31 protein-coding genes are annotated in these 25,230 nt (G+C 33.2%); 18 read left to right on the top strand and 13 right to left on the bottom strand.

Annotated elements, in window-relative coordinates:
* Positions 1-54: 54 nt before the first annotated feature.
* The 3 genes from gap to ACFPTQ_RS11545 form a co-directional block, all read right to left on the bottom strand.
* Positions 55-1,059 carry a type I glyceraldehyde-3-phosphate dehydrogenase gene (gene gap, locus ACFPTQ_RS11535; protein ID WP_278035843.1) on the bottom strand — a complete coding sequence of 335 codons (1,005 nt, stop codon included), beginning with the start codon at positions 1,057-1,059 and terminating at the stop codon, positions 55-57.
* Between the two features lie 78 nt (positions 1,060-1,137).
* The gene (gene pfkA, locus ACFPTQ_RS11540; RefSeq protein ID WP_379777685.1) at positions 1,138-2,124 is read right to left on the bottom strand and encodes a 6-phosphofructokinase; all 987 of its coding nucleotides are present in this window, start codon (positions 2,122-2,124) and stop codon (positions 1,138-1,140) included.
* A 266-nt stretch (positions 2,125-2,390) separates the two neighbouring features.
* Positions 2,391-6,767, bottom strand: a complete 4,377-nt coding sequence (locus ACFPTQ_RS11545; protein ID WP_379777686.1) for a translocation/assembly module TamB domain-containing protein — start codon at positions 6,765-6,767, stop codon at positions 2,391-2,393.
* Between the two features lie 264 nt (positions 6,768-7,031).
* Here ACFPTQ_RS11545 and tsaD point away from each other — a divergent pair, with 264 nt between their 5' ends.
* The 8 genes from tsaD to ACFPTQ_RS11585 all read left to right on the top strand — a co-directional run bounded on the left by tsaD (position 7,032) and on the right by ACFPTQ_RS11585 (position 14,455).
* Positions 7,032-8,054, top strand: a complete 1,023-nt coding sequence (gene tsaD, locus ACFPTQ_RS11550) for a tRNA (adenosine(37)-N6)-threonylcarbamoyltransferase complex transferase subunit TsaD (RefSeq protein WP_379777687.1) — start codon at positions 7,032-7,034, stop codon at positions 8,052-8,054.
* Between the two features lie 2 nt (positions 8,055-8,056).
* Positions 8,057-8,764 (top strand): 16S rRNA (uracil(1498)-N(3))-methyltransferase, encoded by a 708-nt coding sequence (locus ACFPTQ_RS11555; protein ID WP_379777688.1) that lies wholly within the window; start codon positions 8,057-8,059, stop codon positions 8,762-8,764.
* 93 nt (positions 8,765-8,857) lie between these two features.
* Positions 8,858-9,496 (top strand): DUF4159 domain-containing protein, encoded by a 639-nt coding sequence (locus ACFPTQ_RS11560; RefSeq protein ID WP_379777689.1) that lies wholly within the window; start codon positions 8,858-8,860, stop codon positions 9,494-9,496.
* Between the two features lie 5 nt (positions 9,497-9,501).
* Positions 9,502-10,005: a TrmH family RNA methyltransferase gene (locus ACFPTQ_RS11565; RefSeq protein ID WP_379777690.1), complete on the top strand. Its 504-nt coding sequence runs from the start codon at positions 9,502-9,504 to the stop codon at positions 10,003-10,005.
* Between the two features lie 34 nt (positions 10,006-10,039).
* Positions 10,040-11,131 (top strand): AI-2E family transporter, encoded by a 1,092-nt coding sequence (locus tag ACFPTQ_RS11570; RefSeq protein WP_379777691.1) that lies wholly within the window; start codon positions 10,040-10,042, stop codon positions 11,129-11,131.
* Between the two features lie 2 nt (positions 11,132-11,133).
* Complete coding sequence (locus ACFPTQ_RS11575; RefSeq protein ID WP_379777692.1) at positions 11,134-12,315, top strand: THUMP-like domain-containing protein; 1,182 nt, start codon at positions 11,134-11,136, stop codon at positions 12,313-12,315.
* A 30-nt stretch (positions 12,316-12,345) separates the two neighbouring features.
* Positions 12,346-12,915: a hypothetical protein gene (locus ACFPTQ_RS11580; RefSeq protein WP_379777693.1), complete on the top strand. Its 570-nt coding sequence runs from the start codon at positions 12,346-12,348 to the stop codon at positions 12,913-12,915.
* Between the two features lie 496 nt (positions 12,916-13,411).
* A complete protein-coding gene (locus ACFPTQ_RS11585; protein WP_379777694.1) occupies positions 13,412-14,455 on the top strand; it encodes a tyrosine-type recombinase/integrase in 1,044 nt (347 codons plus the stop codon).
* 109 nt (positions 14,456-14,564) lie between these two features.
* On the opposite strand, the gene ACFPTQ_RS11590 is transcribed toward ACFPTQ_RS11585, so the two are convergent.
* The 3 genes from ACFPTQ_RS11590 to ACFPTQ_RS11600 form a co-directional block, all read right to left on the bottom strand.
* Complete coding sequence (locus ACFPTQ_RS11590) at positions 14,565-14,888, bottom strand: hypothetical protein (RefSeq protein WP_379777695.1); 324 nt, start codon at positions 14,886-14,888, stop codon at positions 14,565-14,567.
* A 338-nt stretch (positions 14,889-15,226) separates the two neighbouring features.
* The gene (locus ACFPTQ_RS11595; RefSeq protein WP_379777696.1) at positions 15,227-15,439 is read right to left on the bottom strand and encodes a hypothetical protein; all 213 of its coding nucleotides are present in this window, start codon (positions 15,437-15,439) and stop codon (positions 15,227-15,229) included.
* Positions 15,440-15,962: 523 nt separating this feature from the next.
* Positions 15,963-16,154: a hypothetical protein gene (locus ACFPTQ_RS11600; RefSeq protein ID WP_379777697.1), complete on the bottom strand. Its 192-nt coding sequence runs from the start codon at positions 16,152-16,154 to the stop codon at positions 15,963-15,965.
* A gap of 236 nt (positions 16,155-16,390) precedes the next feature.
* On the opposite strand from ACFPTQ_RS11600, the gene ACFPTQ_RS11605 reads away from it, so the two are divergent.
* From ACFPTQ_RS11605 to ACFPTQ_RS11615, 3 genes are all read left to right on the top strand, one after another.
* The gene (locus ACFPTQ_RS11605) at positions 16,391-16,990 is read left to right on the top strand and encodes a hypothetical protein (protein ID WP_379777698.1); all 600 of its coding nucleotides are present in this window, start codon (positions 16,391-16,393) and stop codon (positions 16,988-16,990) included.
* 14 nt (positions 16,991-17,004) lie between these two features.
* Positions 17,005-17,322, top strand: a complete 318-nt coding sequence (locus ACFPTQ_RS11610; protein WP_379777699.1) for a hypothetical protein — start codon at positions 17,005-17,007, stop codon at positions 17,320-17,322.
* A 442-nt stretch (positions 17,323-17,764) separates the two neighbouring features.
* Positions 17,765-18,316: a hypothetical protein gene (locus tag ACFPTQ_RS11615; protein ID WP_379777700.1), complete on the top strand. Its 552-nt coding sequence runs from the start codon at positions 17,765-17,767 to the stop codon at positions 18,314-18,316.
* 149 nt (positions 18,317-18,465) lie between these two features.
* Here the strand turns inward: ACFPTQ_RS11615 and ACFPTQ_RS11620 are convergent, their stop codons facing one another.
* The 4 genes from ACFPTQ_RS11620 to ACFPTQ_RS11635 form a co-directional block, all read right to left on the bottom strand.
* Positions 18,466-18,666 (bottom strand): hypothetical protein, encoded by a 201-nt coding sequence (locus ACFPTQ_RS11620; protein ID WP_379777701.1) that lies wholly within the window; start codon positions 18,664-18,666, stop codon positions 18,466-18,468.
* 152 nt (positions 18,667-18,818) lie between these two features.
* A complete protein-coding gene (locus ACFPTQ_RS11625; RefSeq protein WP_379777702.1) occupies positions 18,819-18,980 on the bottom strand; it encodes a hypothetical protein in 162 nt (53 codons plus the stop codon).
* 57 nt (positions 18,981-19,037) lie between these two features.
* The gene (locus ACFPTQ_RS11630; protein WP_379777703.1) at positions 19,038-19,286 is read right to left on the bottom strand and encodes a hypothetical protein; all 249 of its coding nucleotides are present in this window, start codon (positions 19,284-19,286) and stop codon (positions 19,038-19,040) included.
* Between the two features lie 165 nt (positions 19,287-19,451).
* The gene (locus tag ACFPTQ_RS11635; protein WP_379777704.1) at positions 19,452-19,739 is read right to left on the bottom strand and encodes a hypothetical protein; all 288 of its coding nucleotides are present in this window, start codon (positions 19,737-19,739) and stop codon (positions 19,452-19,454) included.
* Between the two features lie 162 nt (positions 19,740-19,901).
* Between ACFPTQ_RS11635 and ACFPTQ_RS11640 the strand changes: the two genes are divergently transcribed.
* Complete coding sequence (locus tag ACFPTQ_RS11640; protein WP_379777705.1) at positions 19,902-20,114, top strand: hypothetical protein; 213 nt, start codon at positions 19,902-19,904, stop codon at positions 20,112-20,114.
* The gene (locus ACFPTQ_RS11645) at positions 20,104-20,412 is read left to right on the top strand and encodes a hypothetical protein (RefSeq protein ID WP_379777706.1); all 309 of its coding nucleotides are present in this window, start codon (positions 20,104-20,106) and stop codon (positions 20,410-20,412) included. Before ACFPTQ_RS11640 ends, ACFPTQ_RS11645 begins: the two co-directional genes overlap by 11 nt.
* Positions 20,413-20,639: 227 nt before the next feature.
* Here ACFPTQ_RS11645 and ACFPTQ_RS11650 read toward each other — a convergent pair whose 3' ends face one another.
* Positions 20,640-20,957, bottom strand: a complete 318-nt coding sequence (locus ACFPTQ_RS11650) for a hypothetical protein (RefSeq protein WP_379777707.1) — start codon at positions 20,955-20,957, stop codon at positions 20,640-20,642.
* Positions 20,958-21,074: 117 nt separating this feature from the next.
* On the opposite strand from ACFPTQ_RS11650, the gene ACFPTQ_RS11655 reads away from it, so the two are divergent.
* Entirely contained in the window at positions 21,075-21,467 is a 393-nt protein-coding gene (locus ACFPTQ_RS11655) for a hypothetical protein (protein ID WP_379777708.1), read from the top strand.
* Between the two features lie 229 nt (positions 21,468-21,696).
* Here the strand turns inward: ACFPTQ_RS11655 and ACFPTQ_RS11660 are convergent, their stop codons facing one another.
* Positions 21,697-22,014, bottom strand: a complete 318-nt coding sequence (locus tag ACFPTQ_RS11660; protein ID WP_379777709.1) for a hypothetical protein — start codon at positions 22,012-22,014, stop codon at positions 21,697-21,699.
* Between the two features lie 128 nt (positions 22,015-22,142).
* Here ACFPTQ_RS11660 and ACFPTQ_RS11665 point away from each other — a divergent pair, with 128 nt between their 5' ends.
* Together ACFPTQ_RS11665 and ACFPTQ_RS11670 are read left to right on the top strand one after the other, a co-directional pair.
* Positions 22,143-22,745, top strand: a complete 603-nt coding sequence (locus ACFPTQ_RS11665) for a hypothetical protein (RefSeq protein ID WP_379777710.1) — start codon at positions 22,143-22,145, stop codon at positions 22,743-22,745.
* 290 nt (positions 22,746-23,035) lie between these two features.
* Complete coding sequence (locus tag ACFPTQ_RS11670) at positions 23,036-23,422, top strand: hypothetical protein (protein WP_379777711.1); 387 nt, start codon at positions 23,036-23,038, stop codon at positions 23,420-23,422.
* Between the two features lie 70 nt (positions 23,423-23,492).
* On the opposite strand, the gene ACFPTQ_RS11675 is transcribed toward ACFPTQ_RS11670, so the two are convergent.
* Complete coding sequence (locus ACFPTQ_RS11675; RefSeq protein ID WP_379777712.1) at positions 23,493-23,870, bottom strand: Fur family transcriptional regulator; 378 nt, start codon at positions 23,868-23,870, stop codon at positions 23,493-23,495.
* A 153-nt stretch (positions 23,871-24,023) separates the two neighbouring features.
* Here ACFPTQ_RS11675 and ACFPTQ_RS11680 point away from each other — a divergent pair, with 153 nt between their 5' ends.
* Both ACFPTQ_RS11680 and ACFPTQ_RS11685 read left to right on the top strand, forming a co-directional pair.
* Positions 24,024-24,929 carry an NAD(P)/FAD-dependent oxidoreductase gene (locus tag ACFPTQ_RS11680; protein WP_379777713.1) on the top strand — a complete coding sequence of 302 codons (906 nt, stop codon included), beginning with the start codon at positions 24,024-24,026 and terminating at the stop codon, positions 24,927-24,929.
* 10 nt (positions 24,930-24,939) lie between these two features.
* Positions 24,940-25,065: a hypothetical protein gene (locus tag ACFPTQ_RS11685; protein WP_379777714.1), complete on the top strand. Its 126-nt coding sequence runs from the start codon at positions 24,940-24,942 to the stop codon at positions 25,063-25,065.
* Positions 25,066-25,230: the final 165 nt, after the last annotated feature.

A 25,230-nucleotide genomic window follows, 5' to 3' on the forward strand; every position in this document is an offset into this window, starting at 1 on the left:
AAAAAGAAAATCCCGTTCGACGCATCGAACGGGATTTTTAACAAATTTAAATTATTATTTTAATCCAGCGATGTGAACTGATAAATCAATTAATTTGCTTGAGTATCCGTACTCGTTGTCATACCAAGATACTAACTTAAAGAAAGTAGAGTTCAATCCGATACCAGCAGTAGCATCAACGATTGAAGTTCTTTTATCAGAGATGAAATCTTGAGAAACAACTGCATCTTCAGTATATCCTAAGATACCTTTCATGTTAGTTTCAGAAGCTTCTTTTAAAACTTTCATAATTTCTTCGTATGAAGTTTCTTTAGCTAATTTTACAGTTAAATCTACTGTAGAAACGTCAGCAGTAGGAACACGGAAAGCCATACCTGTTAATTTTCCATTCAAAGAAGGGATAACTTTACCAACAGCTTTAGCAGCACCTGTAGAAGATGGGATGATGTTGATAGCAGCAGCACGTCCACCTCTCCAGTCTTTTCTAGAAGGACCGTCAGCAGTCATTTGAGTTGAAGTTGTAGCGTGAACTGTAGTCATTAAACCTTCAACAATTCCGAAGTTGTCATTGATAACTTTAGCTAAAGGAGCTAAACAGTTAGTAGTACAAGATGCATTAGAAACAACTAAATCAGAAGCTTTTGCAGTTTCGTGGTTTACTCCCATTACAAACATTGGAGCATCAGCAGAAGGAGCAGAAATAATTACTTTTTTAGCACCACCTTTTAAGTGCTCACTTGCTGTATCAACAGTTGTGAAAATACCAGTACATTCAGCAACTACATCAACATCAACTTCGTTCCATTTCAAGTCAGCTGGGTTTCTTTCTGCAGTAATACGGATGTTTCTTCCGTTTACATATAATTTTCCTTCTTTTACTTCAACAGTACCATTAAATTGACCGTGTACAGAATCATATTTTAATAAGTAAGCTAAGTGATCTACATCTAATAAGTCGTTGATAGCAACTACCTCTACATTGTCTCTGTTAAAAGACTCTCTAAAAACAATTCTTCCGATTCTCCCGAAACCGTTTATTCCTAATTTTACTTTTGACATTTCTTTTTTATTTATTTATTGTTTATTATTCGATTGAAAATTTCTCCAAATTGAGGATTAACTTTTCTTTACTATTTACTAAGTGGTAATAATATCAGAAACACGTAATAACTCACGATCAATTTCTGATTTTCCTTTAATTGCTAATGATAATGGAGTCAAGTTTACAGTATCATTTTTCAAACCAACCATAAAGTTTGACACTCCTTCTAATAGCGATTCTACTGCTTTAACACCTAAACGGCTTGCTAAAACTCTATCAAAACAAGATGGTGAACCGCCACGTTGCATGTGTCCTAGTACTGATACACGAACATCATATTCTGGTAAATTAGCATCCACATAATCTTTTAATTCGAATACATTTTTACCAATCTTATCTCCTTCTGCAATAACTACAATACTAGACGATTTCCCAGAAGCCTTACTTTTTTGAAGTGATTCTAATAAACGATCTAAACCTAAATCTTCTTCAGGAATTAAAATTTCTTCAGCACCACCAGCTATTCCAGCGTTCAAAGCAATATGACCAGCATCTCTACCCATTACCTCAACAAAGAATAAACGATTGTGTGAACTGGCTGTATCTCTAATTTTATCGATAGCTTCAACAACTGTATTCAAAGCAGTATCATAACCTAAAGTATGACTTGTACCATAAATATCATTATCAATGGTACCAGGAATTCCCATTACTGGGAAATTATATTCAGAGTTAAATATTAAAGCTCCTGTAAAAGTTCCGTCACCTCCAATAACAACTAATGCTTCAATTCCAGCGTTAACTAAATTTTCGTGCGCTTTTTTTCTTCCTTCTGGAGTTCTAAAATCTTTAGAACGAGCCGACTTTAAAATTGTTCCTCCTTTATTAATAATATTATTTACACTTCGAGGTCCCATCTCTTCAAAGTCACCTTCGATCATTCCTTGATAACCTCTGTAAATACCAACACATTCTATATTATGGTAAGCACAGGTACGTACAACTGAGCGTATCGCGGCATTCATTCCTGGCGAATCTCCTCCAGAAGTTAGAACACCTATTTTCTTAATTGTCTTTAGCATAGTTTTAGTTTTGAAGGGTAAAATTAAGAAACATTACTAACTTTAAAAGCCTTACTTTTATAATTTTAACCAATTATTATTAATTCAAACGTTTTCGTTAATAAGTTCCAAATAAAACAAAAAAAAACTTATTTTTTTTGATAGATATCGATTTTTAGATAATTAAAATAAGAATAACCTATTTTTGATATTTAATTAACATTTTATCAGCCAAAAAAACTTCCCATTATTCCCAATACCATTTATTTAAAAGGAAATGAACTTTTTTAATCTTCTTCGTTACTTACCGCTTCAGAATTATTTTTTTCTTTCCCCTTTTTAGGCGCTTTTTTGTTGTTGAAATTTATATATTCAGGAGTTACATTAGAATCTTGAAAATACTCATTCATAGTATCTGTCTTTTGTACACGGTACTTTTTAAAGATCTTGTTAAACAATTCTCTAAAAGTATCAAAATCTACTTCATAAGTCAATCCTAATCCCTGAGTATACCCTATTCCTTGACCGATATAATTTATATCATTTTCACGATTAAACAATCGCAAATTCATCGTCCCATCTTGATTCACCCTGTACTGAACTTCAACGTCACCCACAACCGCCGATTCGTTAATCCCTCCAAAAGGCACACCTACTTTTCCATTTATTGAAATACGTTCATTAATTTTAGAAGAAATAGTGGCCACCACTCTACCATCGGTTTCTCTACCAATTCTCCTATCTCTTGACACATAGTTTAAACCAACTTTAAACTTATCACTATCGGTTTTCAAAATATCTCCTAACAAACTTGAAGCCGTTTCAAATAAGCTTCCCGAAAAATCTGATTGATTTACCCCTTCAGGACTCAAGAAACCTCCTGATGAAAGCAAATACAAAGCTTGTGTTTGTCGCACATCTTTATCATACAACTTATATTGTATTTCTGATTTCAAGACATTACTAACCGTTGGAAACTCGATATTAAAATCAGGATTTGGACTCGCTAAATCTCCTTGAATTCCTATAACCACATCCACGGGCACCTTTCTATTAAATGAAGAGTTTTCTAACAATACAGCAGGATTTGCAATGGTTTTATATACTGCCTGAAGATTTAACTGCGCACGCATTGGATTTCCTTCCCATGTAATAGAACCTCCTTTTCTTACTGCAAACTTTTTATCAATCAACCCACCATATTTAAAATTATAGGTTCCTTCATACGCTTGATAATCTCCCCACATTTGGAATTTACCCAGCGTATTTATCTTGAACAAAAGTGAACCATACCCTTTTCCTCGCATTCCATGTCCCGAATTTCGATCTAATATTACTTCTACTTCGGCATCTGGTGTAATATCTAAATCAAATTCCAATTCCAAACCATTGTACTTATTCGTCTTTTCTACAATTCCATTCTTATTATTGTATTTTTCTTTTTTTGTTATAAAATGAATAAAGGAATTTTCGCCTACACTTTCGGCATAATTGATTGGAATTTTAACATCTGAACCTTTTTCTGATTTAGCAGCAATTTTAATAAATAAGGAGTTCACAGGACCACTAATCGTTGCATTACCATTGATAAAAGCTGTTCCGTAATAAGCGGCATCTTCTGAATCTTTCGTATCTAAAACCAATAGTTTTTTAGAACTGATTCCGAAATCTAATTTCCAATCGGAAAATTTATTATGCTGGATAGTTCCATTTAAGTAGCCTTTGGTATTGAACTTAGAATCGACAATCGTATTATTTCTAAATAAAAATGTCTCATCGACCAAATCAACTATCGAACGATCATTTAACTGATAATCTACATTCAAATAAGGAATAGTCAAACCTGCTTTATCCACAAATAAACGTCCACTTACTTTTGGACTGTTAACATCACCACTAATCACCGAATTCCCCGTAACAAATCCTCTAATATTCGAAAGAACATCGCCACCTAGCGAACTAAAAACCCCTAAATTGAATTTATCGAGGGAGAGTTTTAAATCCAAAATCGTCTTGTTATTTACAATTTCAAAAGAACCATTAGCATTTAGTGATTCTAAATTTTCATTGTTCAAATAGGTATCAATTGTAAATTTCTCTAAAGTTTCATCGCCTTCAATATCAAACTTAAGCACTCCTAGATCGGTCTTGTTAATATTCAAATTATCGACTACTAAAGAAGCAGTTGGTTTGTAAATTTGATTATTTTGCTTAAAATGAACGGTACCATTTAGATTACCATTAAAAACAAAATTACTACTCAATGGCGTAACCTTGTACAAATCGACATTATCAAAATTTAGCTCTAAATCTTTTTTTGAAGGACCACTTAAATCGCCTTTAAGAGTGATGGACTGATTTTCATGAGACAAAATAATATCATCAAAAACAAAATGATGCAACATTTTATCGAAGACAATTTTATTATCGGGACTATCTTTTTGATTCAAATACCAAAAATTCTCCTTAAACTTCATTTCCGATTTACTGATACCCACCACATTGTTATTATCCTTATCAATCGTATGATACAAGTTCAAACTGAAAAAATCTTCGCCTTTATCTCCTCCTTTAAATTCTGAACGGAATAGCAAAGTATCTTTGGTTGTAATATTAATCAAACTAAAATCACGCATTTTATAATAAGGCGTTTTTATACTGTCTAATTCTACATAAGCATTATACAGCGGATTTTTATTATCTACCGATACACGGATATTATCAAAGCTGTTTTTAGCATAAGTAATTTTAGGTGAATTAAAATTCATTTTAAACTCTTGGGTATCTGATTTAATCGAACCTTTTAAAACCGTATTAGTAGCTAAACCAATTTCAGGATATAAAATTTCGATAATTTTATTGTACACCGTAAAATTAAACTTCAAAAACTGACCTTTATTTACTTTCTCAGGTTTGAAATTCGTATACAAACTTCCTAAAGAGTTTCGGGTCAATTTACCCAATTGTTTAAACTGAAAACGTCCTACCACTTCACCTTCTACAATATCAGGTGAGTTAATCGTAAGGGTTCGAATTCCTTGTTTATCAAAAGCAGAATGAACCGTAAAATCATCAAAGGTATAAGTGTCTTTTACATTTTGATAGGATGTTTTTTTGATGTAAACATTCCCTTGTAAGTTTTCAATAGTGTTCCCTGTAAGCTGCACTTCAACATCTCCTTTAAAATTAGAGATTGGTTCATTAACCAACTTCAGCTTACTCAAATTAGCTTCAGCCACTTGAATTCGGAAATCATATTTGTTTTCCTTAGCACTCAAATCTAGCAAACCATCAAAATCCATTTTTAAATTAGGATCTTCAACATTTATTTGCCCTTTGTAGTACGGCAACTTAAAGTTACCATTAAGTGTAATATTATTGTAGGTATAACTATTATAATGCACTTTTCTAATATCCCCTTTAACTTGAGTATTCAAATATTTCTCAGTAAATCCTTTTCCATCAACGTTCACATCCATACTAACCAATCCTAAATCACTACGATTTAAAAAAGCACCAGCATCAAATTCCTCAAAGACTACATTGCCGTTATAGGTTGCTTTGTCAATAAAATCGATATCAGTCATTGAAAAAACCGATTGTACTCTACCTATTTTTGAACGCATATTCAATGCCGCATCTACAGCAGTAGCCGTAAGCTGAATACTACCTTCCACCCAAAAATCACCTAAGGTTTTTAACTCTAAAGGCAATTTCTTTCCTAAAACTTCTGGCATCAATTTAACTAGCTTCACATAACTAGAATTGATTTGACTAAAATCGCCATCCATATAAAAACGCTGATGGGCTTTACCAAAAATATTTTTGAATCGGATGTCGCCTTCCATGAGCGATTGATTAGAATCTACCAATCGAAGATGATTTACATACAAATCATTTAAAGTTCCGCTTAAATTTGTCTTTTTAAGATAAAAAACCTGATTTTTAGCCAACCCATCATAAAAACACCGTACATCATTTGTCCCTACTGAGGCAGAATGAATCTTCAAATCCCATTTTACCCTATCATTAAATTTGGCAAAATCCTGTATCTTGTAATTCAAAGTCAAATCGGCTTTGATTTTTGAATTGGGCGTTTGTAATTCCAATTTTTTAAGTTGGATTCTTTTCTTTGTATAACTAAATACAGTACTTAAATCCTCAACAAATAAACCCCTATCATCTAAAAAAGACAACTTATCAATCAAGATATCTACGTCTGGACCGTAGAGTTTAAAATTGGTCAACTCGGCATTGACTCTCGTAAAATCAACATCTTTAGGAATGGCTCTGTTGTAATCATACAATCTAAAATGAGCATGATTAATAGAAGCCTTATCAGCAATAAAAAGAGTATGCTTACCCGTTGAAGGTTTTCCCGAATCAAAAGACTCTATAAAAACATCCATATTGGTTTTCTTCTCGTTCTTGTAGGTTTTCATATCAAACAAAACCCCATCTAAACGAATCGTTTTAAAAATCAAATCGCCTTCTAAAACCGCATTTAAGTCTAATAAATTGGTATTTACAATTTTCGAATAGATTAAAGTATCTTTATGATGATCTAATATCAGGACATTTTGGATTTTAACCCCACCAAAAACAGAAATTTTTACTTTATCAAGACTAATATTAGTCCCAAAATCCTTATTGATTTCATTCATCAAATATTTACCCACTTGGGTTTGGACAAAAGGCAACGACAAAGCTATAGCAAGCACCAACAAAAGAATGATGAGCCCCAGAATTATATTCGAAGTTATTTTAATCGCTTTTTTGATATAGTTTCGTTTATTATTGATTAAATATTATTTTGCTCGAGGAAAGAGCGAAACCTTTAATAAAAATTCTTTAATTTTGGCTGCGCCGTAAAATTATAAAAAATAAAATCGGTTTCTAAAAAGATAACCCAAAATTTGTGCCTTTTTATGCTAAATCCCGAGGTTTATATTCTAGCTATCGAAAGTTCCTGTGACGATACTGCCGCAGCTGTTTTATGTAACGATAAAGTATTATCGAATGTTGTAGCTAATCAGCTAATTCACAACCAATATGGAGGTGTAGTTCCTGAACTAGCTTCACGTGCACACCAACAAAATATTGTTCCCGTTATAGATGCCGCTTTGAAAAAAGCCAATATTCAAAAAGAACAACTATCAGCTATCGCATTTACCCAAGGTCCTGGACTGATGGGCTCCTTATTAGTAGGAAGTTCCTTTGCCAAATCGATGGCGCTTGCCTTAGATATTCCTTTAATTGCGGTAAACCACATGCAAGCACATATTTTGGCGCATTTTATTGACGAAGAAGGATACGACAAACCCGAATTCCCTTTTATCGCATTGACAATCAGCGGTGGTCATACCCAAATTGTTAGAGTTGACAATTTCTTTGATATGACAATCATTGGCGAAACTACAGATGATGCTGTTGGTGAAGCATTTGACAAAACGGCTAAAATTCTTGGCTTACCCTACCCTGGTGGCCCACTAGTTGACAAAAATGCCCAATTAGGTAATCCAAAAGCTTTTTCGTTTACCAAACCAAAAGTTCCCGGATTAGACTTTAGTTTTTCAGGATTAAAAACAGCTATTTTGTATTTTATCCAAAAAAACAAAGCCGAGAATCCTAATTTTATCGATGAGAATATCAATGATATTTGTGCTTCCATCCAGCATACCATCATTGAAATATTAATGGATAAATTAAAATTAGCAGTAAAAGAAACTGGCATCAAACAAATCGCCATTGGTGGAGGTGTTTCGGCAAATTCTGGAATTAGAAAAACCCTCAAAGAAGCGGAACAAAAATACGGTTGGAAAACCTTTGTCCCAAAATTTGAATACACAACCGACAATGCAGCAATGATAGGAATTGTAGGTTATCAAAAATACTTATCTCAACATTTTGAAAGTGCTTCGGTAGTTTCAAAAGCGCGAATCCAATTTTAATCATGCAATTATTTTATAATCCAACGATTGACGAACAAACGACTTCTTTTTCATTTGATAAAGAAGAAAGCAAACACATCATTAAAGTTTTACGAAAAAAAGATGGTGATATTTTATTTGTAACCAATGGATTGGGCTATTTATTTGAATGCGAAATCATCTTAGCTTCCGATACTAAATGCACCGTTCAAATTAATGCGTTTGAGAAAAAAGAAGCTTCAAAATTCCATTTGCATTTAGCTGTTGCACCTACAAAAATGAACGACCGTTTTGAATGGTTTTTAGAAAAAGCAACCGAAATTGGTATTCAGGAAATCACACCAATCATTTGTGATCGCTCCGAAAGAAAAGTCATCAATAAAGAGCGTTTTGACAAAATTGTTTTGTCGGCCTTGAAACAATGCAACGAATTGTTTTTACCTAGGTTGAATGATGCCCTAACTTTCAAGGAATTCATCAGCAAACAACACAACGGTTTACAACTCATCGCTCACTGTGAAGAAACCAACAAAAAAACACTAAAATCGGTTTTAAAACCCAATGAAGACATTACTTTACTTATAGGCCCAGAAGGTGATTTTTCGACCAAAGAAATCAATTTGGCTCTAGAAAACAATTACATTCCGGTATCTTTAGGCAACACCCGATTGAGAACTGAAACTGCTGCAGTGGTAGCTTGTCATAGTGTGGTGTTTTTTAATGAAGAATAGTCCCTAGCTTTTGAGTCCTTAGTCCATAGTACTGGACGGGATTAATTAACAGAGGACTAAAAAACTAAGGACTAACTACTAAGGACTTAAAAAATGAAAAAATTGTATCTTGTTTTACTATTTATTTCTTTCACTTCTTTTTCCCAAGAAATTGCTTTGGTAAAATACAGTGGTGGTGGCGATTGGTATGCTAATCCAACGGCGTTACCTAATTTGATCCGTTTTTGCAACAGCAATATCAACACGACTATTAACCCCAAACCTAAAACGGTAGAACCAGGAAGTCCTGATATTTTCTCTTATCCTTTCCTCCACATGACAGGACACGGCAATGTCGTTTTTAGTCCTTCGGACGTACATAATCTTCAAAAATATTTAAAAGGCGGTGGCTTTTTACATATCGATGATAATTATGGTATGGACCAATACGTTCGTAAAGAAATCAAAAAAATATTTCCAGATAGAGCCTTGGTAGAAATCCCAAGTACGCATGCGCTTTTTCAAAAACCATTTGTTTTTGCTAATGGCTTACCTAAAATTCACGAACACGAAGGGAAACGTCCGCAGGCTTTTGGCATCTTTATCGACAACCGATTAGTATTACTTTATACTTTCGAATGTGATTTAGGCGATGGTTGGGAAGATACCGAAGTGCACAATGACCCAATTTCGGTTCGTGAAAAAGCTTTGAAAATGGGAGCTAATATCATTCATTATATTTTTAACAATTAATAGCTGTGCAACTAACTCACCAAGAAACAACTTTTGAATCTTCTCAATTCCCGATAACCCTAGTTTGCGACCACATTTATTTTCAGCAAAACATTGGTTCGCTTTTTAGAATTGGAGAAGCTTTTGGTGTAGAAAAGATACTATTTATAGGTAAGGATATCCCACTGAATCCCAGAAAGATAAACAAAACTAGCCGAAGTACTCATTTAAGCGTTCCTTACCAAGTTTTTGAAGAAAACGAGAATTTAATACAACACCTTCAAGAACAAAATTATGAGATTATCGCACTCGAAATTACTTCTAACAGCAAAGCACTCAAAGAAGTACATTTACCTCAAAACAAAAAAATTGCACTGCTTATTGGGAGCGAAATAAACGGCATTAGCGAGCCTCTTTTAGCCGTTTCAAATCAAATTGTACACATCAATATGTACGGTAAAAACAGCAGTATGAATGTGGTACAAGCAGCAAGTATAGCTTTATATGAAATAACCTCTAAATTAATCTGATATTTTTTATCTTTAGGGACTAAATCGCACCCAAATGATAACATCAAGAACTATTTCTAGAGGAATTTTAAAAGCAGTAGGCAGTTTAGCACTGCTAAGTCTTATTCTCTTTTTTATCTACAAAATTCAAACCGTTATTTTATACATCGCCATTTCACTTGTACTCTGTTTGATTGCTAATCCTTTTGCACGTTTCTTAAAGAAAAAATTAAAATTCAGCGACTTACTAACCTCAATAACAGTATTATTAGTGTTCGTATTAATTTTAATTGGATTTGTTTTATTATTTGTTCCTTTAATTATTTCACAGGCACACAACCTATCTTTATTAGATACTAACACACTTCAAAATCAAGTAGGAATTATTGAGTCCAACATAGAAACCTACTTTAATTTACATCAAATAGATGTCGAAAAAATGGTTAAAGAATCCAACCTTTCCTCTAAAATTGATTTCAACTATTTCACCGATTTTTTAAACACAGTGATTAATACTATTGCTAGTTTTGGAGTTGGAATGGCTTCCGTTTTCTTTATCACTTTCTTTTTACTCAAGGACCAACGCCTTTTTAAAGAAAAAGCCAAGATGATACTTCCAGATCAAAACGAGGAAAAAATTCTAAATTCAATTGAGAAAATCAACGAGTTATTAGCCCGTTATCTTACCGGTTTATTGATTCAGTTACTTGTTGTTTTTATTTTGTATTTTATTGTACTGCTGATTTTTGGAAATGAAAATGCATTAATCATCGCTTTTTTATGTGCTTTGCTCAACATTATACCCTACATAGGTCCTATAATCGCGACTGTTTTAGCAGCAATTTTAACTTTAATTAGTAATATTGGAGGACATTTTGGTTCCGAAATGTTACCAACCACGATTTACGTTGTCATTGGTTTTCTAATCGTTCAGGTAATAGACAACAATGTGAGCCAACCGATAATCTTTTCTAAAAGTGTCAATTCTCATCCCTTAGAAATATTTTTAGTAACATTGATAAGCGGAATTACCTTTGGGATTTTTGGAATGGTTGTCGCAATTCCTATTTACACTAGTTTAAAAGTGATTGCAAAAGAGTTTTTTCCAAACAACAAAATTGTTGCTGTGCTAACCGAAAATATTTAACATTGCAAGATTCTATTTTACAAACTGATATTCAAGATTATATCAACAAGCACATTAACGCTTCAGTTACACAGTTAGCGTTGCAAAAAAATCCATTTCCAGCAGTAGATTGGAAACAGATTTTAAACCAAATTGAGGCCAAAGCCAAAGCAAAACACAAATTACCTACTTGGTTTAACACGACCAATATCCTCTATCCAAGTAAAATTTCGGTGGAGCAAACCTCTTCTGAAGCTACTGCGCAATACAAAAGCCAATTGGTTTCTGGAAAAAACTTGATTGATTTAACTGGTGGTTTTGGAGTAGACGATTATTATTTTGCCCAAAAAATAGAAGCAGTGGCGCATTGCGAAATCAATCCTGAACTTTCAGAATTGGTACAACACAATTTCAAGCAACTTAAGGTATCAAACATTCAATGTTATGCTGGCGACAGTGCCGAAACCTTAAAGAATCTCAATCAAAAATGGGATTGGATTTACATTGATCCTTCACGACGTCATGATGCCAAAGGCAAGGTTTTTATGCTCAAAGACTGTTTGCCAAATGTGCCTGAAAATTTGGATTTCTATTTTGAAAAATCGGATGCTATTTTAATCAAAACAGCACCTTTATTAGATATTTCGGCAGGATTGACCGAATTGAAAAACGTCAAAAACATTCATATCATTGCCTTAGAAAACGAGGTAAAAGAACTTTTATGGGAATTGCATCGCGACTATGGTGGTGCTATTACCCTAAAAACGGCCAACATTACTAAGGGAAATCTAGATCGCTTTGACTTTGTCATGCAGCAAGCTTCGGACTCCCCTGCTTATAGCTTGCCCTTGCGCTATTTGTACGAACCCAATAGCGCCATTATGAAATCGGGCGGATTTGACGAAGTTGCCTCGGCCTTCCCCATTCACAAACTACACAAACACTCTCATTTGTATACTTCGGAGGAATTAGTGGATTTTCCTGGGCGTGTTTTTGAAATTCAAACTGCATTTCATTACACCAAAAACGAAATGAAAAATCACATGAGCAGAAAAACTTTTAATATAACCACCCGTAATTTCCCTGAAACGGTAGAAAACATTCGCAAAAAATGGAAAATTAAAGAGGGTGGCAATCATTATTCTTTTTTTACTACTGATGCTAATACTAATAAAATTGTATTAATTTGCGCCAAAATAAAATAACAACTAAAGATTAAAACAAATAAATACCGAATGAAAAAACTATTATTAACTGCCTTATTTCTTATTTCACTCAGTACCCTAGCCCAAACACCATGTGACTATTCGACTAATGTAACCGATTCACTAGGCACTTACAAGCGTACAAAAGAATACCTCATGTCCGAAAAAATCTTTGCAGGAACATCCAGTTACATCTTTTGCGCCTTGTCTATGACCGATGGTTTACCTACACTCAGTGTACAATTAATCCAAAAAAGCAAAGGATTCATGAAAGCCAATTGTTTTGACAAAAATTCAAGACTCTATTTGCAATTAGACAACGGAAAGGTGATCACTCTTTTTCACATTGATAACGAGTTTTGCGGAAGCATGTTGCGCGACGAAAAAGGCTTTGACAACCGTGTTATAGTAGGCACCTTTATGTTTTTAAAAGGCACCATGGAAGACTTAAAAAGTTCCAAAGTATCCTTGATGCGTATCAAATACCTCACCGACACCGAGGATTACATCATCAAGAAAAATATCGTTTCAGAGATGGACGGAAAAACCTATCATCCCGAAACCTACTTTATCGAAAACTTACGTTGCATCGAAAATTAATATCTAAATCCGATTTGTCCACACAAGTCGGATTTTTTTATTCTGAACTTGTTTCAGAATCCCTGAACTTGTTTCAGAATCCCTGAACTTGTTTCAGAATCCCTGAACTTGTTTCAGAATCTCTGAACTTGTTTCAGAATCTCTGAACTTGTTTCAGAATCCCTGAACTTGTTTCAGAATCTTTTTCTTAATTAGGCACAAGCTTTTGTCAGTTCGAGCTAGCCTGCACTGAGCATAGACAAAATGTCGAGAACCACTACAATTACATATTTTTGGGCGTGCCCTCGTTGCACCACTATTGTGAAAAAAAACACTCAGTGTTGCAACGAGGTCAGGCTGTCCGTTCACGCTTCCCGATGAAAAATCGGGAGAGCTCCACTTCCATCCTTCACGCAAGTCGGTGCTTCTTTTAAAATTTATCATTCAAATTGTCATTGTCATTACTATTGAAATTGTTATTGAAATTATTATCTTTAAATTTGAAAATCAACACAATATGAAATGGTCAGCTAAACCTATTGTCCACAAAGGAGAAAAACGAATAGGCGTATATTTCGAAAAAAATACCAATTTAATTGCTCGAATTAAACAAACTGAAGGTGCCCGATGGAGTCAGCAAAAAACAGTGTGGCACATTCCCGATACCGAAGAAAATAGAATACGATTTAAAATTACACCTCTCTCTCAAACTATTCCTTCAGAAGAGGCTCAAGTACAAATAGAAAAATTCAAACAATGGATGCGTTCCAAACGATATAGCGAAAGTACTATTGTAACCTATTGCGAAGCTTTGAAATCTTTTTTACTGTTTTACAGAGAAAAGGCCATTGCAGCAATTACAAACGAAGATGTGATTATCTATAATAACGATTATATTTTGAAAAATAATCTATCTGCCTCCTACCAGAATCAAATTGTCAATGCAATTAAACTTTATTTTAAAACTATTCAAGATACAAAAATTGAGGTTGATAAAATTCCCCGACCTAAACGTGCCAAAGTTTTACCTAATGTTTTGAGCAAGGAAGAAATCAAATTGATTTTGAATGCCCATAGCAACCTCAAACACAAAATGATGCTTTCGATGATTTACAGTTGCGGTTTGCGCTGTGGCGAATTATTGGCTTTACAACCCGTTCATATCGATTCTAAAAGAAATATAGTTTTGCTCAAAAATTCAAAGGGCAAAAAAGACAGAATTGCTCCTTTGAGTCCCAAAATACTCGAAATGTTAAGAGAATATTACACTATTTGTAAACCAACCACTTATTTATTTGAAGGACAAACTAAAGGACAGCCTTATGATTCTAGGAGCCTTCAACTTATTCTAAAGCAAGCCTTGACCAAAGTTAACATTAAGAAACCTGTTACACTACATTGGCTACGTCATAGTTACGCCACACACCTGCTAGAAAGCGGTACCGATTTGCGATACATTCAAGAACTTTTGGGACACAACAGTAGCAAAACAACCGAAATTTACACTCATGTAAGTACGAAAAGTATTCAACAAATAAAAAGTCCTTTTGATGATTTGTAATCTTTTTTCATTACTTTTGAAAAAAAATAAAGCGAAACAAACCTTCGCCAATCTACCCTATTTTGGGTGTATATACGAAGGTTTGTTTCGCATATATACAAGTTATGCGTCAGCTTACGAGAGCATCCCAATAGCTAACGTGTTTATTAATAACAGACCCGCCACCACAACAATTAACATTGTGAACTTGACAACCATTAGGTTTTAACTGTTCATCACATATTGTTTTAACAACAAAAACTTTATCGTCATTAAACCAATCTTTTTGACAAACATTGTGAGTACCACCTGAAAAATCGCCTTCAAGTTCTACTTGGTTTTCTCTAATTCCAACCACTTTAAATGGTTCGTGTCCTTCATAAACACCTTCGATGTAAACAGGGTACATATTTAAAACCTTGTAACCCTTAATTGATTGTTTTTTGTATTTCATTTTATCTGATTTTACGTTTCAAAAAAGCCGAACGCATAACAGCAGTTACACGGGATTTTCGGCATAGTGATTAATTAATAGTTTTTATTGTATTTGTTGTTATTTTTGTTCAGCTGAAACACTAGGGATTGCTTATCCGAAAAACCTCGTGTAGCTGCGAAACGTTAGCCGTCATTAATAAAAGCGGAAGTAACTAAGATAATAAACTAAAAGAATGTCAGAAGATAAAAAGAAAAATCCAAATGAGTTAGCTGTACTATTTGCAGAAAAATATCTACAAGGAAAGTCTTACGATTACATAGTAGCAACCGCAAGACGTTTAATTAGTATTGCTGAATCTAGTTGTATGCTTCCAACCTTAACAAAAGAGAACTAACACTTTCATACGTTTTAAATACAGCAAATGGAATTGTATCTCCTTTTTCATGTAGAGATATTTCAGTTATAGCAGGTTGGTTAAAACCAGGTTCATAAGAAGAAACATTGTAAATAAAATCTACATTTAAGTTTTGTTCCTTATCATTACAGTCGATAATTTTGATTGTTTTCATAGTTATTGAGTGTTAAATTAAGTTCTTTGAAATTGTGTGTTTGTTAAATGAGCAAATATAATGATTAAATACAATCATTAAAATTGATAATTATACTCAATACTATAAATAATTAATATCGTTTTTATTTGATTGTTACTTTAGACTGTGACTATCTTTGTACTGTTGTTTATAGAGATACTGTTAGATATACTCCTATAGATAATAAAAAAGAAACCCAACGATTGTCAGCCGTCAGGTTTCTTAAAGGTTGTCAGCCTTTTACAAGAATACCCATTTTAAAAATTCAAACAAAGCTGTGCAGGCAAAGTTGATAAAATAAGGGTTCTCATAGAATTTAGGTTTGGATTCGTTCTCCATTTCTGTTTTCGTATTAGAAGGTTAATAATGTTTGCCCAGCAACCGAGGCGAGTTCTAACATAAACATTGACTGTTCTCATAGTGTGAATGTTTTAGGTTGAACAATAAGATTAAAAAAGAAAGCCGAAAAGTGCGCCAACACAATCCGACTTTCAGTTTAGTTTTAGCTATATCTTTCGATTAGCAAGGTTATTACAAATTTCACCGCCTCCACAGCAACGAATTTGAAAACCTCCGTATTATACCATACTACTCTCGTAGCTTCAGGTATTTGAGTTGGACTACTCATATATGTTAATTCCTCATAGGCAGTATTTTTCTGTTGATTTGCAAAAGTACTAAGAAATTTTAACATTTACAAGATTTTTTGTAAGTGTTTTCTAAAGCTTTAACTGTCAAATAGTTACTACAAACACACAATTCCGAAGAAAAAACGACGGCTAACAGCGGTTTTGCAAGATTTGGGCAAAAAGCTTAATCAAAAAACTGTTTTGTATTTGTAAAGAAATAAAATAATCAAAAAATTGGGAATGGCTTTCCCCAAACCTCGCAAAGCCACAGGACGTTAGGCGTAATGCTAAGGAATACCGGATGATAAAGAAAATAATTCAAGATACAGAACCGGAGGTTTTAATTTCGAACCTAAGAGCAGAGGTTGGTGACCTGATTGACTCTTGGATACTGTATCGACATTTTAAGGTCCAAAGTAGTCAGCTACAAACGAATGATATTATTGCAGATTCTAATAACAAAGAGTTAAACTTCCTTTATGTGGTTACTTCAAAATTCAAGGACGACATAATTGCAAGACTTGCTGAACTTGGAGATCAGAAGGTTGGACAATTAACCTTTCACTTCGCGTATAGGAAATTTAAAGCACTAGAGGCAGACGTCAATAAATATGAAAATTTCATCAAGACTAATAAGTTCACAGATAATAGAAATAATTTTATAAGTCATAAGAACTTAAAACCAACATGGGAAGAGAAAAAAGCTCCACACAGGATAGACTATAGGACAATAACAGTTGCTTTAGCTATGGCAATTGCATTAATGAAAAAGTTTGACGAGCTCTATTATGGAACTAGAATTAAACAACAATGGAAGCTAATTAGAAAAACTAGGTATGAATTTACCATCTCTAGAAGAGCTGAGTATATGTTAATGCCGCACATTCTTAAACCCTCATAGCAATAAAGGAAAACATGGGACGACTACAAAAAATAGCAATTGCAGTTATTCTCCTTTTGGGTTTTACGGCATTTTGGTACTGGGCAGACGACCAAGATTATTTCCAAGGCGCCTACAATGACCTGACTATAGAACAAAAGCAAACATTTGAAGACCATTTAGACATTGACAATTTAGATATTTACCAAGCTTACAGAAAGCATTTTTTCAATAAAGAATTCGCCTTTCCACGACAACAAGTTTCTAAAATCAAACTTTTCAAAAACACCCCAATTGTTAGCATTTTTACTGGCAAGACATTAAAACAAAGTCAAATTGACAACTTTATATAATTCTGCAATGACACTGCAAATTTTGATTGGGGTGAAACTACTTGGGGGCTTAGTGAAGCTGAATATTTTGTTCGGCTTTACAACACCGAAGACAAAGTTGTGGGTAAAATCTTTTTCTGTCTTGCCGACTGTGGACACATAGATGCAAGACCATTTTCTCCTTCAATGAAATTTGGTATGCTTTCCACAACCGGACTCGACAAAATCAACAATTTGATTAACGACACAGACCAATGGGAATAGACGCGAGAGAATAAGCACATACGCCTAACAGCCGTCTGCCGCAATTGGCGCTAATCTTCAGTGTTTGGATATTTCGTTTACGCAATTTTATTATCTTGCCATGACAGTTAATCGTTCGCAATCGCCAACTGCGGCAGGCGGCAAAACGTTGTGCGTAATGCCTGAGCAGAATCAATAATCTAACGCAATTTTAAGACAAATGGACGGACTAATATTAATTATCGTACTGGCAATTATTATAAATGTAGGTGTAACTGTCGGACTATCCTTTTTAATATTAAGATTTATAAAGAAGAGAAATTACGACAAACGACTAAGATTAATTGCATTAATTCCAATACTGATAAATGGATATTATATTTACACAGCATTTTATCCCACTGACAGTTTTTACAAAGAGGACTTTAAAGAAGTAACTGGACTTTACTTCCCAGAGAATGGAGAGATAATGTATAAAACAGCAACTTATCCAGACCAATTTGGTGATTATGGTTCAACTTCAATTGTAAAGGTGGACAATGAATTTTATGAAAGACTTGTAGGACAACTAAAAACAAAGGGGTTTTCAGACAATATAGCTAAGAAAGAAGATGATATAGGAGGCCCTTTTGACTCAGCAAAAATTGAAATGGAAATTGGAAAAAAAGAAATTGAAAAGGAATTTTCAATGACAGCAGACGGTGGAATATTCTACTATGTAGGTTTCGTATCGGACAAAGAAACTTTAATCATTCAAAGACAAAGTTGGTAAAAAGCACTACGCACAACAGGGGTTTTGTGCAATAGGGGTTTTCCCGGTTCAATTATATTTTTTACTTTTAACAAATTATCAACGGGCAGACAGTTTCGGTTTCCATAAATCCCCTACTGCCACAAAGCCCCAACCCGTTATCAGGAATACTACGATAGTGCTTTTTCAAGAACTTTTTTTGCAATATTCAAATCAATACCTATTCCCGTTGTTCTTCTATCAATATAGTTTACACATTCTTGTAACGCTTCTAATAATTCATTAGATATTTCTTTTTGTTTTTCTAATTTTTCTTTTAAGATTTCAATTTCTATCTGTAATTCGTCCTCATATCCAAACATAATTTTCATTTTTATTTAGCCGTACTCCTGATAACAGCGTGTTGTTTTCAGCTTAGCATTGGGCTTGATTTATAATTTTTTTGTACTTGTTTTTATTGTTTTTCGACAGAAGCAAATCGCTTTTTTACCCCAGCCGAAACACAACACGCAGACCGTTATCTTCAATTGCTAAAAATGAGTTTCATAAGAGAAAATAGAATCAGAAATATTCCAAACCATCCAATTATTCCAAATCCTATTTCAAGCCATCTTGGATAATATGTATATCCTTTTTTAAATAAATACATCGCTTTTTGACCTTCTAAAAAATCTTTAATTTTCATAATTAATTTAGTTTTAAGTACCCGCAACTGAAAGATAACAGCGTGTTATCAGGAATACTATGATTCAGTTTCAGAAGAGCTTTTTTCATAAGATTTAACCAATATTTTTAAATCTTTAATACAATTTTCGTAATCGTAAATTATACCCTCAAAATGCTTTAATTCTGATTGAGCGATTCTAACTTCTTCTTCAAATTTATGTTTACTACAAAATCTAATTTTATTTCTTAAATTATTTCGCTCATTAATCCAACGATTCAAATCGTTTTCATTTGTTCTGATTAATTCTTTGATTTCTTTTTCCATAACATATTCATTTTTAATTAGCCGTACTCCTGATAACATCGTGTTGTTTTCAGCTTAGCATTGGGTTTTAGTTAGTGATTATTTTGTATCTGTTTTCATTGTTTTTCTACCGAAGCAAAACGCATTTTTACCCCAGCCGAAACACAACACGCAGACCGTTATACACTATTTTAAAGAATGGTGCGTTTCATTCAGAAACTCAATAAAAGTATCTGTAATTGTTTTACCAAACCTATGTTTTACACCTTCATATTCCGCCATTCTGTTATATGCTAAAACTATTTCTTCTTTAGTATAATTTTCTTTTTTCAATTCTACTTCAATATCATTTCTGATAAAATTAATATTATCACGAGCCTCTATTTGATTTTCTAAAATTTCAACTTTTTTCTTATAATAATCTAAGTTTGATTCCTGTTGCTTTAAATACTTGCAAATATCTTCTGTGTTCATAAAAACAGTGTATAACAGCCGTTTGGTGCAATGGCAACAATAGGCTAAATTTAAAATTTGTTTTGTATCAGTTTTAATTCTTGATAACAGGAATGTTTCGGTGTTATTTTTTGCCACTGACACCAAGCGGGCAGGACGTTGTAGTGCATTTTAAAAGAACCGATGAACCAAGAAATAAAAATTTGTGCAGAATGTGATTCCGAGTATTATAAAGATAGCTCGAAAATGATGGATTTATGTCCCGATTGTGCGCATAAATTATATGGATATCCGAATTGCGAACACGAATTTGAAAATGGAAAATGCACTAAATGCGGTTGGAATGGACAGACATCGGAATACCTGAAAAAAAGAGCGAAAAAAGATGGAAATTAAATATTGCTGGAGATGCAAAATGGATATTCCAATGTTGGATAAAGAAGAGTTCGCAATCGCATCTCAATTATACTCTAAAGGATTTGTAAAAGGAAATGCGAGTATAAAAGATAGATTTAAAGAATTATTGGATTATTACAAAAGTCTAACTGGATTTGAAGAAACTGAACCGGACGCAATTATGCATCACGCAATCGAACAAATTGGCCCAGATTGTGAAAATTGTGGAAAGCCTTATAGAACACCGAAAGCGAAAATATGTGTTGCGTGTGGGAATAAAAGAAATATTGCGGAATAAAAAAACGCACTACAACACACGCTACAAGCAATTTGGGTATTAGGCTTAATTTTAAGTTTGTCTTGTTTCAGATATATTTGTGTTTATCCGAATATTTGGCTTCCTTAATCCCAAACTGCTTGTAGCGCGGGAACGTCAGGCTGTGAAAAAACCTCGTTTTTTCTTTAATTCAACTAAATTTTCTATCACTAGAAGCTCAATAAAGCCTTTCATTGAAGGCTATTTTTTTAGGCTGCTAATTTAGTTTGACAGAAAATAAAGTCTGATTTCGGCTTTAAATAGGTCGTTTTTAGTAAAAACAAGTCCTTTCTCTTGTAAGGACTGTTCCATTTATGGAGTTTGGCAATCAAGTCGGGAACGCCTAGTATATTGATACTGCGTTTAATGTTGTAAACTAGCATGATCAAACTGTGTTCGCCATTTACTTTTTCTAAACCTATCAAGTCGGTGTAACTATCAAACCGTACTGAATTATCTGCCGTAATTTCATCTTCTAAACTACTAAGCTGTAATTGATGGCGAGAAATTCCTTGGATAGGTTGCATATATAAAAATACGATTTTTCGCTCCAAAAAAGAAATAAAAAACTATATTTGTTTGTAGATTGTGAGGTTTTTTTCACATTCTGACGTTAGGAGCAAGCTTACAAAAACAACTTAAAAATGACCTTCCTAAAATACTTTTTACCAAAAGGTTGGACAGAAAAAAAGATTTCTGAAGATTCTTATATACTTAATATACCTAAAAAGCAATACGAAGCGTGGAAAATTGAACGCTGGAAAAAAGATAATATTGAAGAAATTGTTAAACTAGATGGGTTTCATATAAAACCTGATGGAAGAAACGGAACAATTTATTTCGTAAAAGAAAACAAAGTTTGTGAAATTTATTTTGAAAGCTCAGCGGTTAAAGAATTTGACATTCTTATATTTTTTGAACAGTTAACTGAATGGGAATTACCGAAAAGAAAACCGATAATTGAAAATGAAAAGAAAGAGATTTTTGAAAAAATTTTGATTTGGCTAGAAGACAAAAAAATTAAATCCGACTTATAAAGCCAGCTCCTAACAGCGCTTTGGCACAATAGCTACTTTTATCTTAAACATCACGTTCGATTTTCCGCTGGAAAATCTTATCTTAGCAAGAAAATAATCGTTCCACGTAGTCGCTACTGCGCCAAGCCGCGGAACGTCAGGCTGTGAAAAAACCTCGTTTTTTCTTTAAAACCTCCCAATTTCCCTATTACTACAATCCAAATAAAACCATTTACGGCAATCTCTTTTTTTAGGCTGCCAATTTAGTTTGACAGAAAACAAAGTCTGATTTCGGCTTTAAATAAGTCGTTTTTAGTAAAAACAAATCCTTTATCTTGTAAGGACTGTTCCATTTGTGGAGTTTGGCAATCAAGTCGGGAACGCCTAGTATATTAATACTGCGTTTAATGTTGTAAACTAACATAATCAAACTGTGTTCGCCGTTTACTTTTTCTAAACCTATCAAATCGGTGTAACTATCAAACCGTACTGAATTATCTGCCGTAATTTCATCTTCTAAACTACTAAGCTGTAGTTGATGGCGAGAAATTCCTTGGATATGTTGCATATCTAAAAATACGATTTTTCGCTCCAAAAATGAAATAAAAAACTATATTTGTTTCAAGACTGGGAGGTTTTTTCACAGACTGACGTTTTGTCCAAGTGTAAATACAAACTATTATACAATTACAACCTATGCTTATTAAGAAAAAATTGATTTTAATGCTCTTCTCTTTAATTTTTTTGTCTTGCAATTCAGAGAATGATTCGATTAAGGAACCTGAAAATACCCAACCAATAAAATACACATTTGTAAAGATTGAATTTATCAAACCTGAACAGAATGTCAATACAGAATACTATGAGAATGCACTAAAAATTGAATATATAAATAGAACGAGTCTAACTCAAACATATTCATACAATCCATTAAATGGAATCTATGAAACATCACAATTCACAGGAATTGATTCTTCTATTATAAATCACATTATCAACTCTCCAATCATTGCAGTTCCAATTAGTGCAGACAATCTTGGTTACTTGGGAGAAGAAAAATGGCCGATCTCAAATAGCACAGAAAAACATCTATCTAGTCTAAATTTAGAAAGTAACATTCTGATTAAAGCAAACAATAAAATGACGTTAAAAACAAAAATCAATTACTTGAAAATATCTACAAATATAAGATTAACTCTTATCGATGATAAAGAGAATAAAGTACATGTTTTTGATGGAAAGTGGGTTGGAATATACCCTAAAAATGCAGAGATTGAAACAACTTTTACTAACCTTTAACTAATTTAATCAAAACACCTGGGCTCAACAAACGGTTTGTTTCATGCGACTTGAAGCATATGTATAAACTTTGGCTTTTCCTTCTATAGCTATAACGCCTGACTGTGACGCAATTCCTAATGCTTCACAAAATAAACCGCCACCGTTAGTGATAATTTTAATAGGACTGCTAATAAAATCAAAAAGGACAAATGTTGAAATCAAAATTTAAATTTCGAGCTTTACTTATACCAATTCTAATTATAGTTTTTACAACTCTTTTAATATCTATTCTAATAGAAAATTTACCAATGAAAATTGAACAAATTAGATGGATTGATATCTATATGGCAATTCTATTCTTTTTCACTTGGATTTGGCTCGTATTCGGAGAATTAAGAACTAAAATAATACAAGTTACAATCCAAAATAATCAAATTGAAAAGACAAATTATTTAGGACTCAACAGAAAGTTCATATTTAAAGATTTTGATGGCTATCAAACATCAATTTTGACCAGTAAAGGACAAAATTATGAATACTTGTATTTTGTAAAAGACGACGTAAAAATCATAAAAATATCTGAAGCATACCATAAGAATTATTCAGATTTAAAAGATATAATTTCAGCTAAATTAAAAGACTTGGGAGAAATTCAATTCAGTTATATTGATGAATTGAAAGAAATATTTAAATAAAAACTACCACTAACAGCCGCTGCTGTTGCACAACCGCTACTAAAAATGACACCAATGCGTTAGAACAAATCTAAGCACAATCTTTACAAATCCCCGTTAGAACACAATTTACTTCTTGAACATTATAACCATCTGGAACGGAATATTGTACTGGAACTTGCAAACATTCAATCGTATCACATTCCAGGCACCGAAAATGAAAATGATGCTGAATATAAGCAGATGGATTCTCACATTTTTTACAAATCGCAAAATACTGTTTACCGTCACCTGCAATTATTTTGTGGACAATTTCATCTTCACAAAATCGATTTAATACTCTGTAAATGGTAGCCCTATTTATTTTGATATCCAACTGGCTTTCAATTGCATCTTGACTTAAAGCTTTTTTTGAACTTGATAGTAATTCTAAAATAGCTTCTTTTGTAGGTGTTTTTCTTCTATTCATGTTTTATTGCGAATATGTTGCAATAATACAAAAAACCATATATTTGCCAAAATTACTATTGCGACATTATCGCATTAAATACTAGTGTTCTCTAATTATTAAAGTATCAGCTTTGCACTAAGAATATTGTTTGCTGTTAAATAAAAGCATAAAATGGATAAAATAGAATATGAAGTTATAATCATTGGCGGAATTTATGCAGGACTTTCAGCTGCTATGGCTTTAGGTCGTTCTTTGAGAAATGTTCTAATCATTGACAATGACCAACCTTGTAATAGACAAACACCGCATTCTCATAACTTTTTAACCCAAGATGGCAAAACACCATTAGAAATATCGAATCAGGCCAAAAAAGAAATAAAGAAATACAAAACAATAAACTTTCATAAAGGACTAGCCAAAAGTGGTGTAAAAACAGAAAATGGATTTGAAATAGTAACTGAAAGAAACAATAAATTCACAACAAAGAAATTGATTTTTGCTACAGGAATCAAAGACAATATACCAGAAATAAAAGGCTTTTCAGAATGTTGGGGAATTTCAATTATTCATTGTCCCTATTGCCATGGTTACGAATATCGAAATCAAAAAACAGCAATTATAGCAAACGGACAAAGGGCATTTCACCTCGCCTCTCTGGTAAACAACTTGAGCGACAAAGTAACAATTTTGACCAATGGAAAAGCAGATTTTAGTTCGGAACAATTAAATAAACTAAACAAACACAACATAAAAATAATTGAAAATCATATTACCGAAATAGATCAGCAAAAAGGGAAATTAAAAAATGTAATTTTTAAAGAAGGGAATAAAATATCGCTTGATGCTGCCTATGCTGCGATTCCATTTACTCAACATTCTGAAATTCCAGCCTCACTTGGTTGTGAACTCAACGAACAAGGGTATATAAAAATTGACACTTACCAAAAGACAACGATACCTGATATTTATGCTTGCGGTGATAATTCAAATTTAATGCGTTCAGTAGCTAATGCTGTTTCAAGTGGGAATATTGCGGGAGCAGTAGTAAATAGCGAATTAACACAAGAACAATTTTAATAGACATGTCATGATAGAAGTATACATTACAGATATTCAAAACGAAAAACAGGCAGAAAGAATTTTAAACAAAATTAACGATGAAACAAACGTTTTGAAAATAAACTTTGATTTTAACGAAACTGAAAGAAACTAAAACCTACGGACAAGGAAAAGAGATAAGTAAAGATCGTTATAAAATGTTTGGAGGGGTTACAATCTTTTTTTACGAAAAAAAAACAATAAAGGAAGAATTTGGAAAATCGGGACTTTTTGAAGTAACTGAAGTGACCGAAAACTACCCATTCTATTTGATTAAATG

It is taken from the genome of Flavobacterium sp. GCM10022190, assembly GCF_042656445.1.
GTDB classification, from domain to species: Bacteria; Bacteroidota; Bacteroidia; order Flavobacteriales; family Flavobacteriaceae; genus Flavobacterium; species Flavobacterium nitratireducens.

Excerpts from the sequence above, each read along its gene's own strand:
- gap (WP_278035843.1), bottom strand. The coding sequence starts at position 1,059 with ATGTCAAAAGTAAAATTAGGAATAAACGGTTTCGGGAGAATCGGAAGA.
- pfkA (WP_379777685.1), bottom strand. The coding sequence starts at position 2,124 with ATGCTAAAGACAATTAAGAAAATAGGTGTTCTAACTTCTGGAGGAGAT.
- ACFPTQ_RS11545 (WP_379777686.1), bottom strand. The coding sequence starts at position 6,767 with ATGAATGAAATCAATAAGGATTTTGGGACTAATATTAGTCTTGATAAA.
- tsaD (WP_379777687.1), top strand. The coding sequence starts at position 7,032 with ATGCTAAATCCCGAGGTTTATATTCTAGCTATCGAAAGTTCCTGTGAC.
- ACFPTQ_RS11555 (WP_379777688.1), top strand. The coding sequence starts at position 8,057 with ATGCAATTATTTTATAATCCAACGATTGACGAACAAACGACTTCTTTT.
- ACFPTQ_RS11560 (WP_379777689.1), top strand. The coding sequence starts at position 8,858 with ATGAAAAAATTGTATCTTGTTTTACTATTTATTTCTTTCACTTCTTTT.
- ACFPTQ_RS11570 (WP_379777691.1), top strand. The coding sequence starts at position 10,040 with ATGATAACATCAAGAACTATTTCTAGAGGAATTTTAAAAGCAGTAGGC.
- ACFPTQ_RS11580 (WP_379777693.1), top strand. The coding sequence starts at position 12,346 with ATGAAAAAACTATTATTAACTGCCTTATTTCTTATTTCACTCAGTACC.
- ACFPTQ_RS11585 (WP_379777694.1), top strand. The coding sequence starts at position 13,412 with ATGAAATGGTCAGCTAAACCTATTGTCCACAAAGGAGAAAAACGAATA.
- ACFPTQ_RS11590 (WP_379777695.1), bottom strand. The coding sequence starts at position 14,888 with ATGAAATACAAAAAACAATCAATTAAGGGTTACAAGGTTTTAAATATG.
- ACFPTQ_RS11595 (WP_379777696.1), bottom strand. The coding sequence starts at position 15,439 with ATGAAAACAATCAAAATTATCGACTGTAATGATAAGGAACAAAACTTA.
- ACFPTQ_RS11600 (WP_379777697.1), bottom strand. The coding sequence starts at position 16,154 with ATGTTAAAATTTCTTAGTACTTTTGCAAATCAACAGAAAAATACTGCC.
- ACFPTQ_RS11605 (WP_379777698.1), top strand. The coding sequence starts at position 16,391 with ATGATAAAGAAAATAATTCAAGATACAGAACCGGAGGTTTTAATTTCG.
- ACFPTQ_RS11610 (WP_379777699.1), top strand. The coding sequence starts at position 17,005 with ATGGGACGACTACAAAAAATAGCAATTGCAGTTATTCTCCTTTTGGGT.
- ACFPTQ_RS11615 (WP_379777700.1), top strand. The coding sequence starts at position 17,765 with ATGGACGGACTAATATTAATTATCGTACTGGCAATTATTATAAATGTA.
- ACFPTQ_RS11620 (WP_379777701.1), bottom strand. The coding sequence starts at position 18,666 with ATGAAAATTATGTTTGGATATGAGGACGAATTACAGATAGAAATTGAA.
- ACFPTQ_RS11625 (WP_379777702.1), bottom strand. The coding sequence starts at position 18,980 with ATGAAAATTAAAGATTTTTTAGAAGGTCAAAAAGCGATGTATTTATTT.
- ACFPTQ_RS11630 (WP_379777703.1), bottom strand. The coding sequence starts at position 19,286 with ATGGAAAAAGAAATCAAAGAATTAATCAGAACAAATGAAAACGATTTG.
- ACFPTQ_RS11635 (WP_379777704.1), bottom strand. The coding sequence starts at position 19,739 with ATGAACACAGAAGATATTTGCAAGTATTTAAAGCAACAGGAATCAAAC.
- ACFPTQ_RS11640 (WP_379777705.1), top strand. The coding sequence starts at position 19,902 with ATGAACCAAGAAATAAAAATTTGTGCAGAATGTGATTCCGAGTATTAT.
- ACFPTQ_RS11645 (WP_379777706.1), top strand. The coding sequence starts at position 20,104 with ATGGAAATTAAATATTGCTGGAGATGCAAAATGGATATTCCAATGTTG.
- ACFPTQ_RS11650 (WP_379777707.1), bottom strand. The coding sequence starts at position 20,957 with ATGCAACCTATCCAAGGAATTTCTCGCCATCAATTACAGCTTAGTAGT.
- ACFPTQ_RS11655 (WP_379777708.1), top strand. The coding sequence starts at position 21,075 with ATGACCTTCCTAAAATACTTTTTACCAAAAGGTTGGACAGAAAAAAAG.
- ACFPTQ_RS11660 (WP_379777709.1), bottom strand. The coding sequence starts at position 22,014 with ATGCAACATATCCAAGGAATTTCTCGCCATCAACTACAGCTTAGTAGT.
- ACFPTQ_RS11665 (WP_379777710.1), top strand. The coding sequence starts at position 22,143 with ATGCTTATTAAGAAAAAATTGATTTTAATGCTCTTCTCTTTAATTTTT.
- ACFPTQ_RS11670 (WP_379777711.1), top strand. The coding sequence starts at position 23,036 with ATGAAAATTGAACAAATTAGATGGATTGATATCTATATGGCAATTCTA.
- ACFPTQ_RS11675 (WP_379777712.1), bottom strand. The coding sequence starts at position 23,870 with ATGAATAGAAGAAAAACACCTACAAAAGAAGCTATTTTAGAATTACTA.
- ACFPTQ_RS11680 (WP_379777713.1), top strand. The coding sequence starts at position 24,024 with ATGGATAAAATAGAATATGAAGTTATAATCATTGGCGGAATTTATGCA.
- ACFPTQ_RS11685 (WP_379777714.1), top strand. The coding sequence starts at position 24,940 with ATGATAGAAGTATACATTACAGATATTCAAAACGAAAAACAGGCAGAA.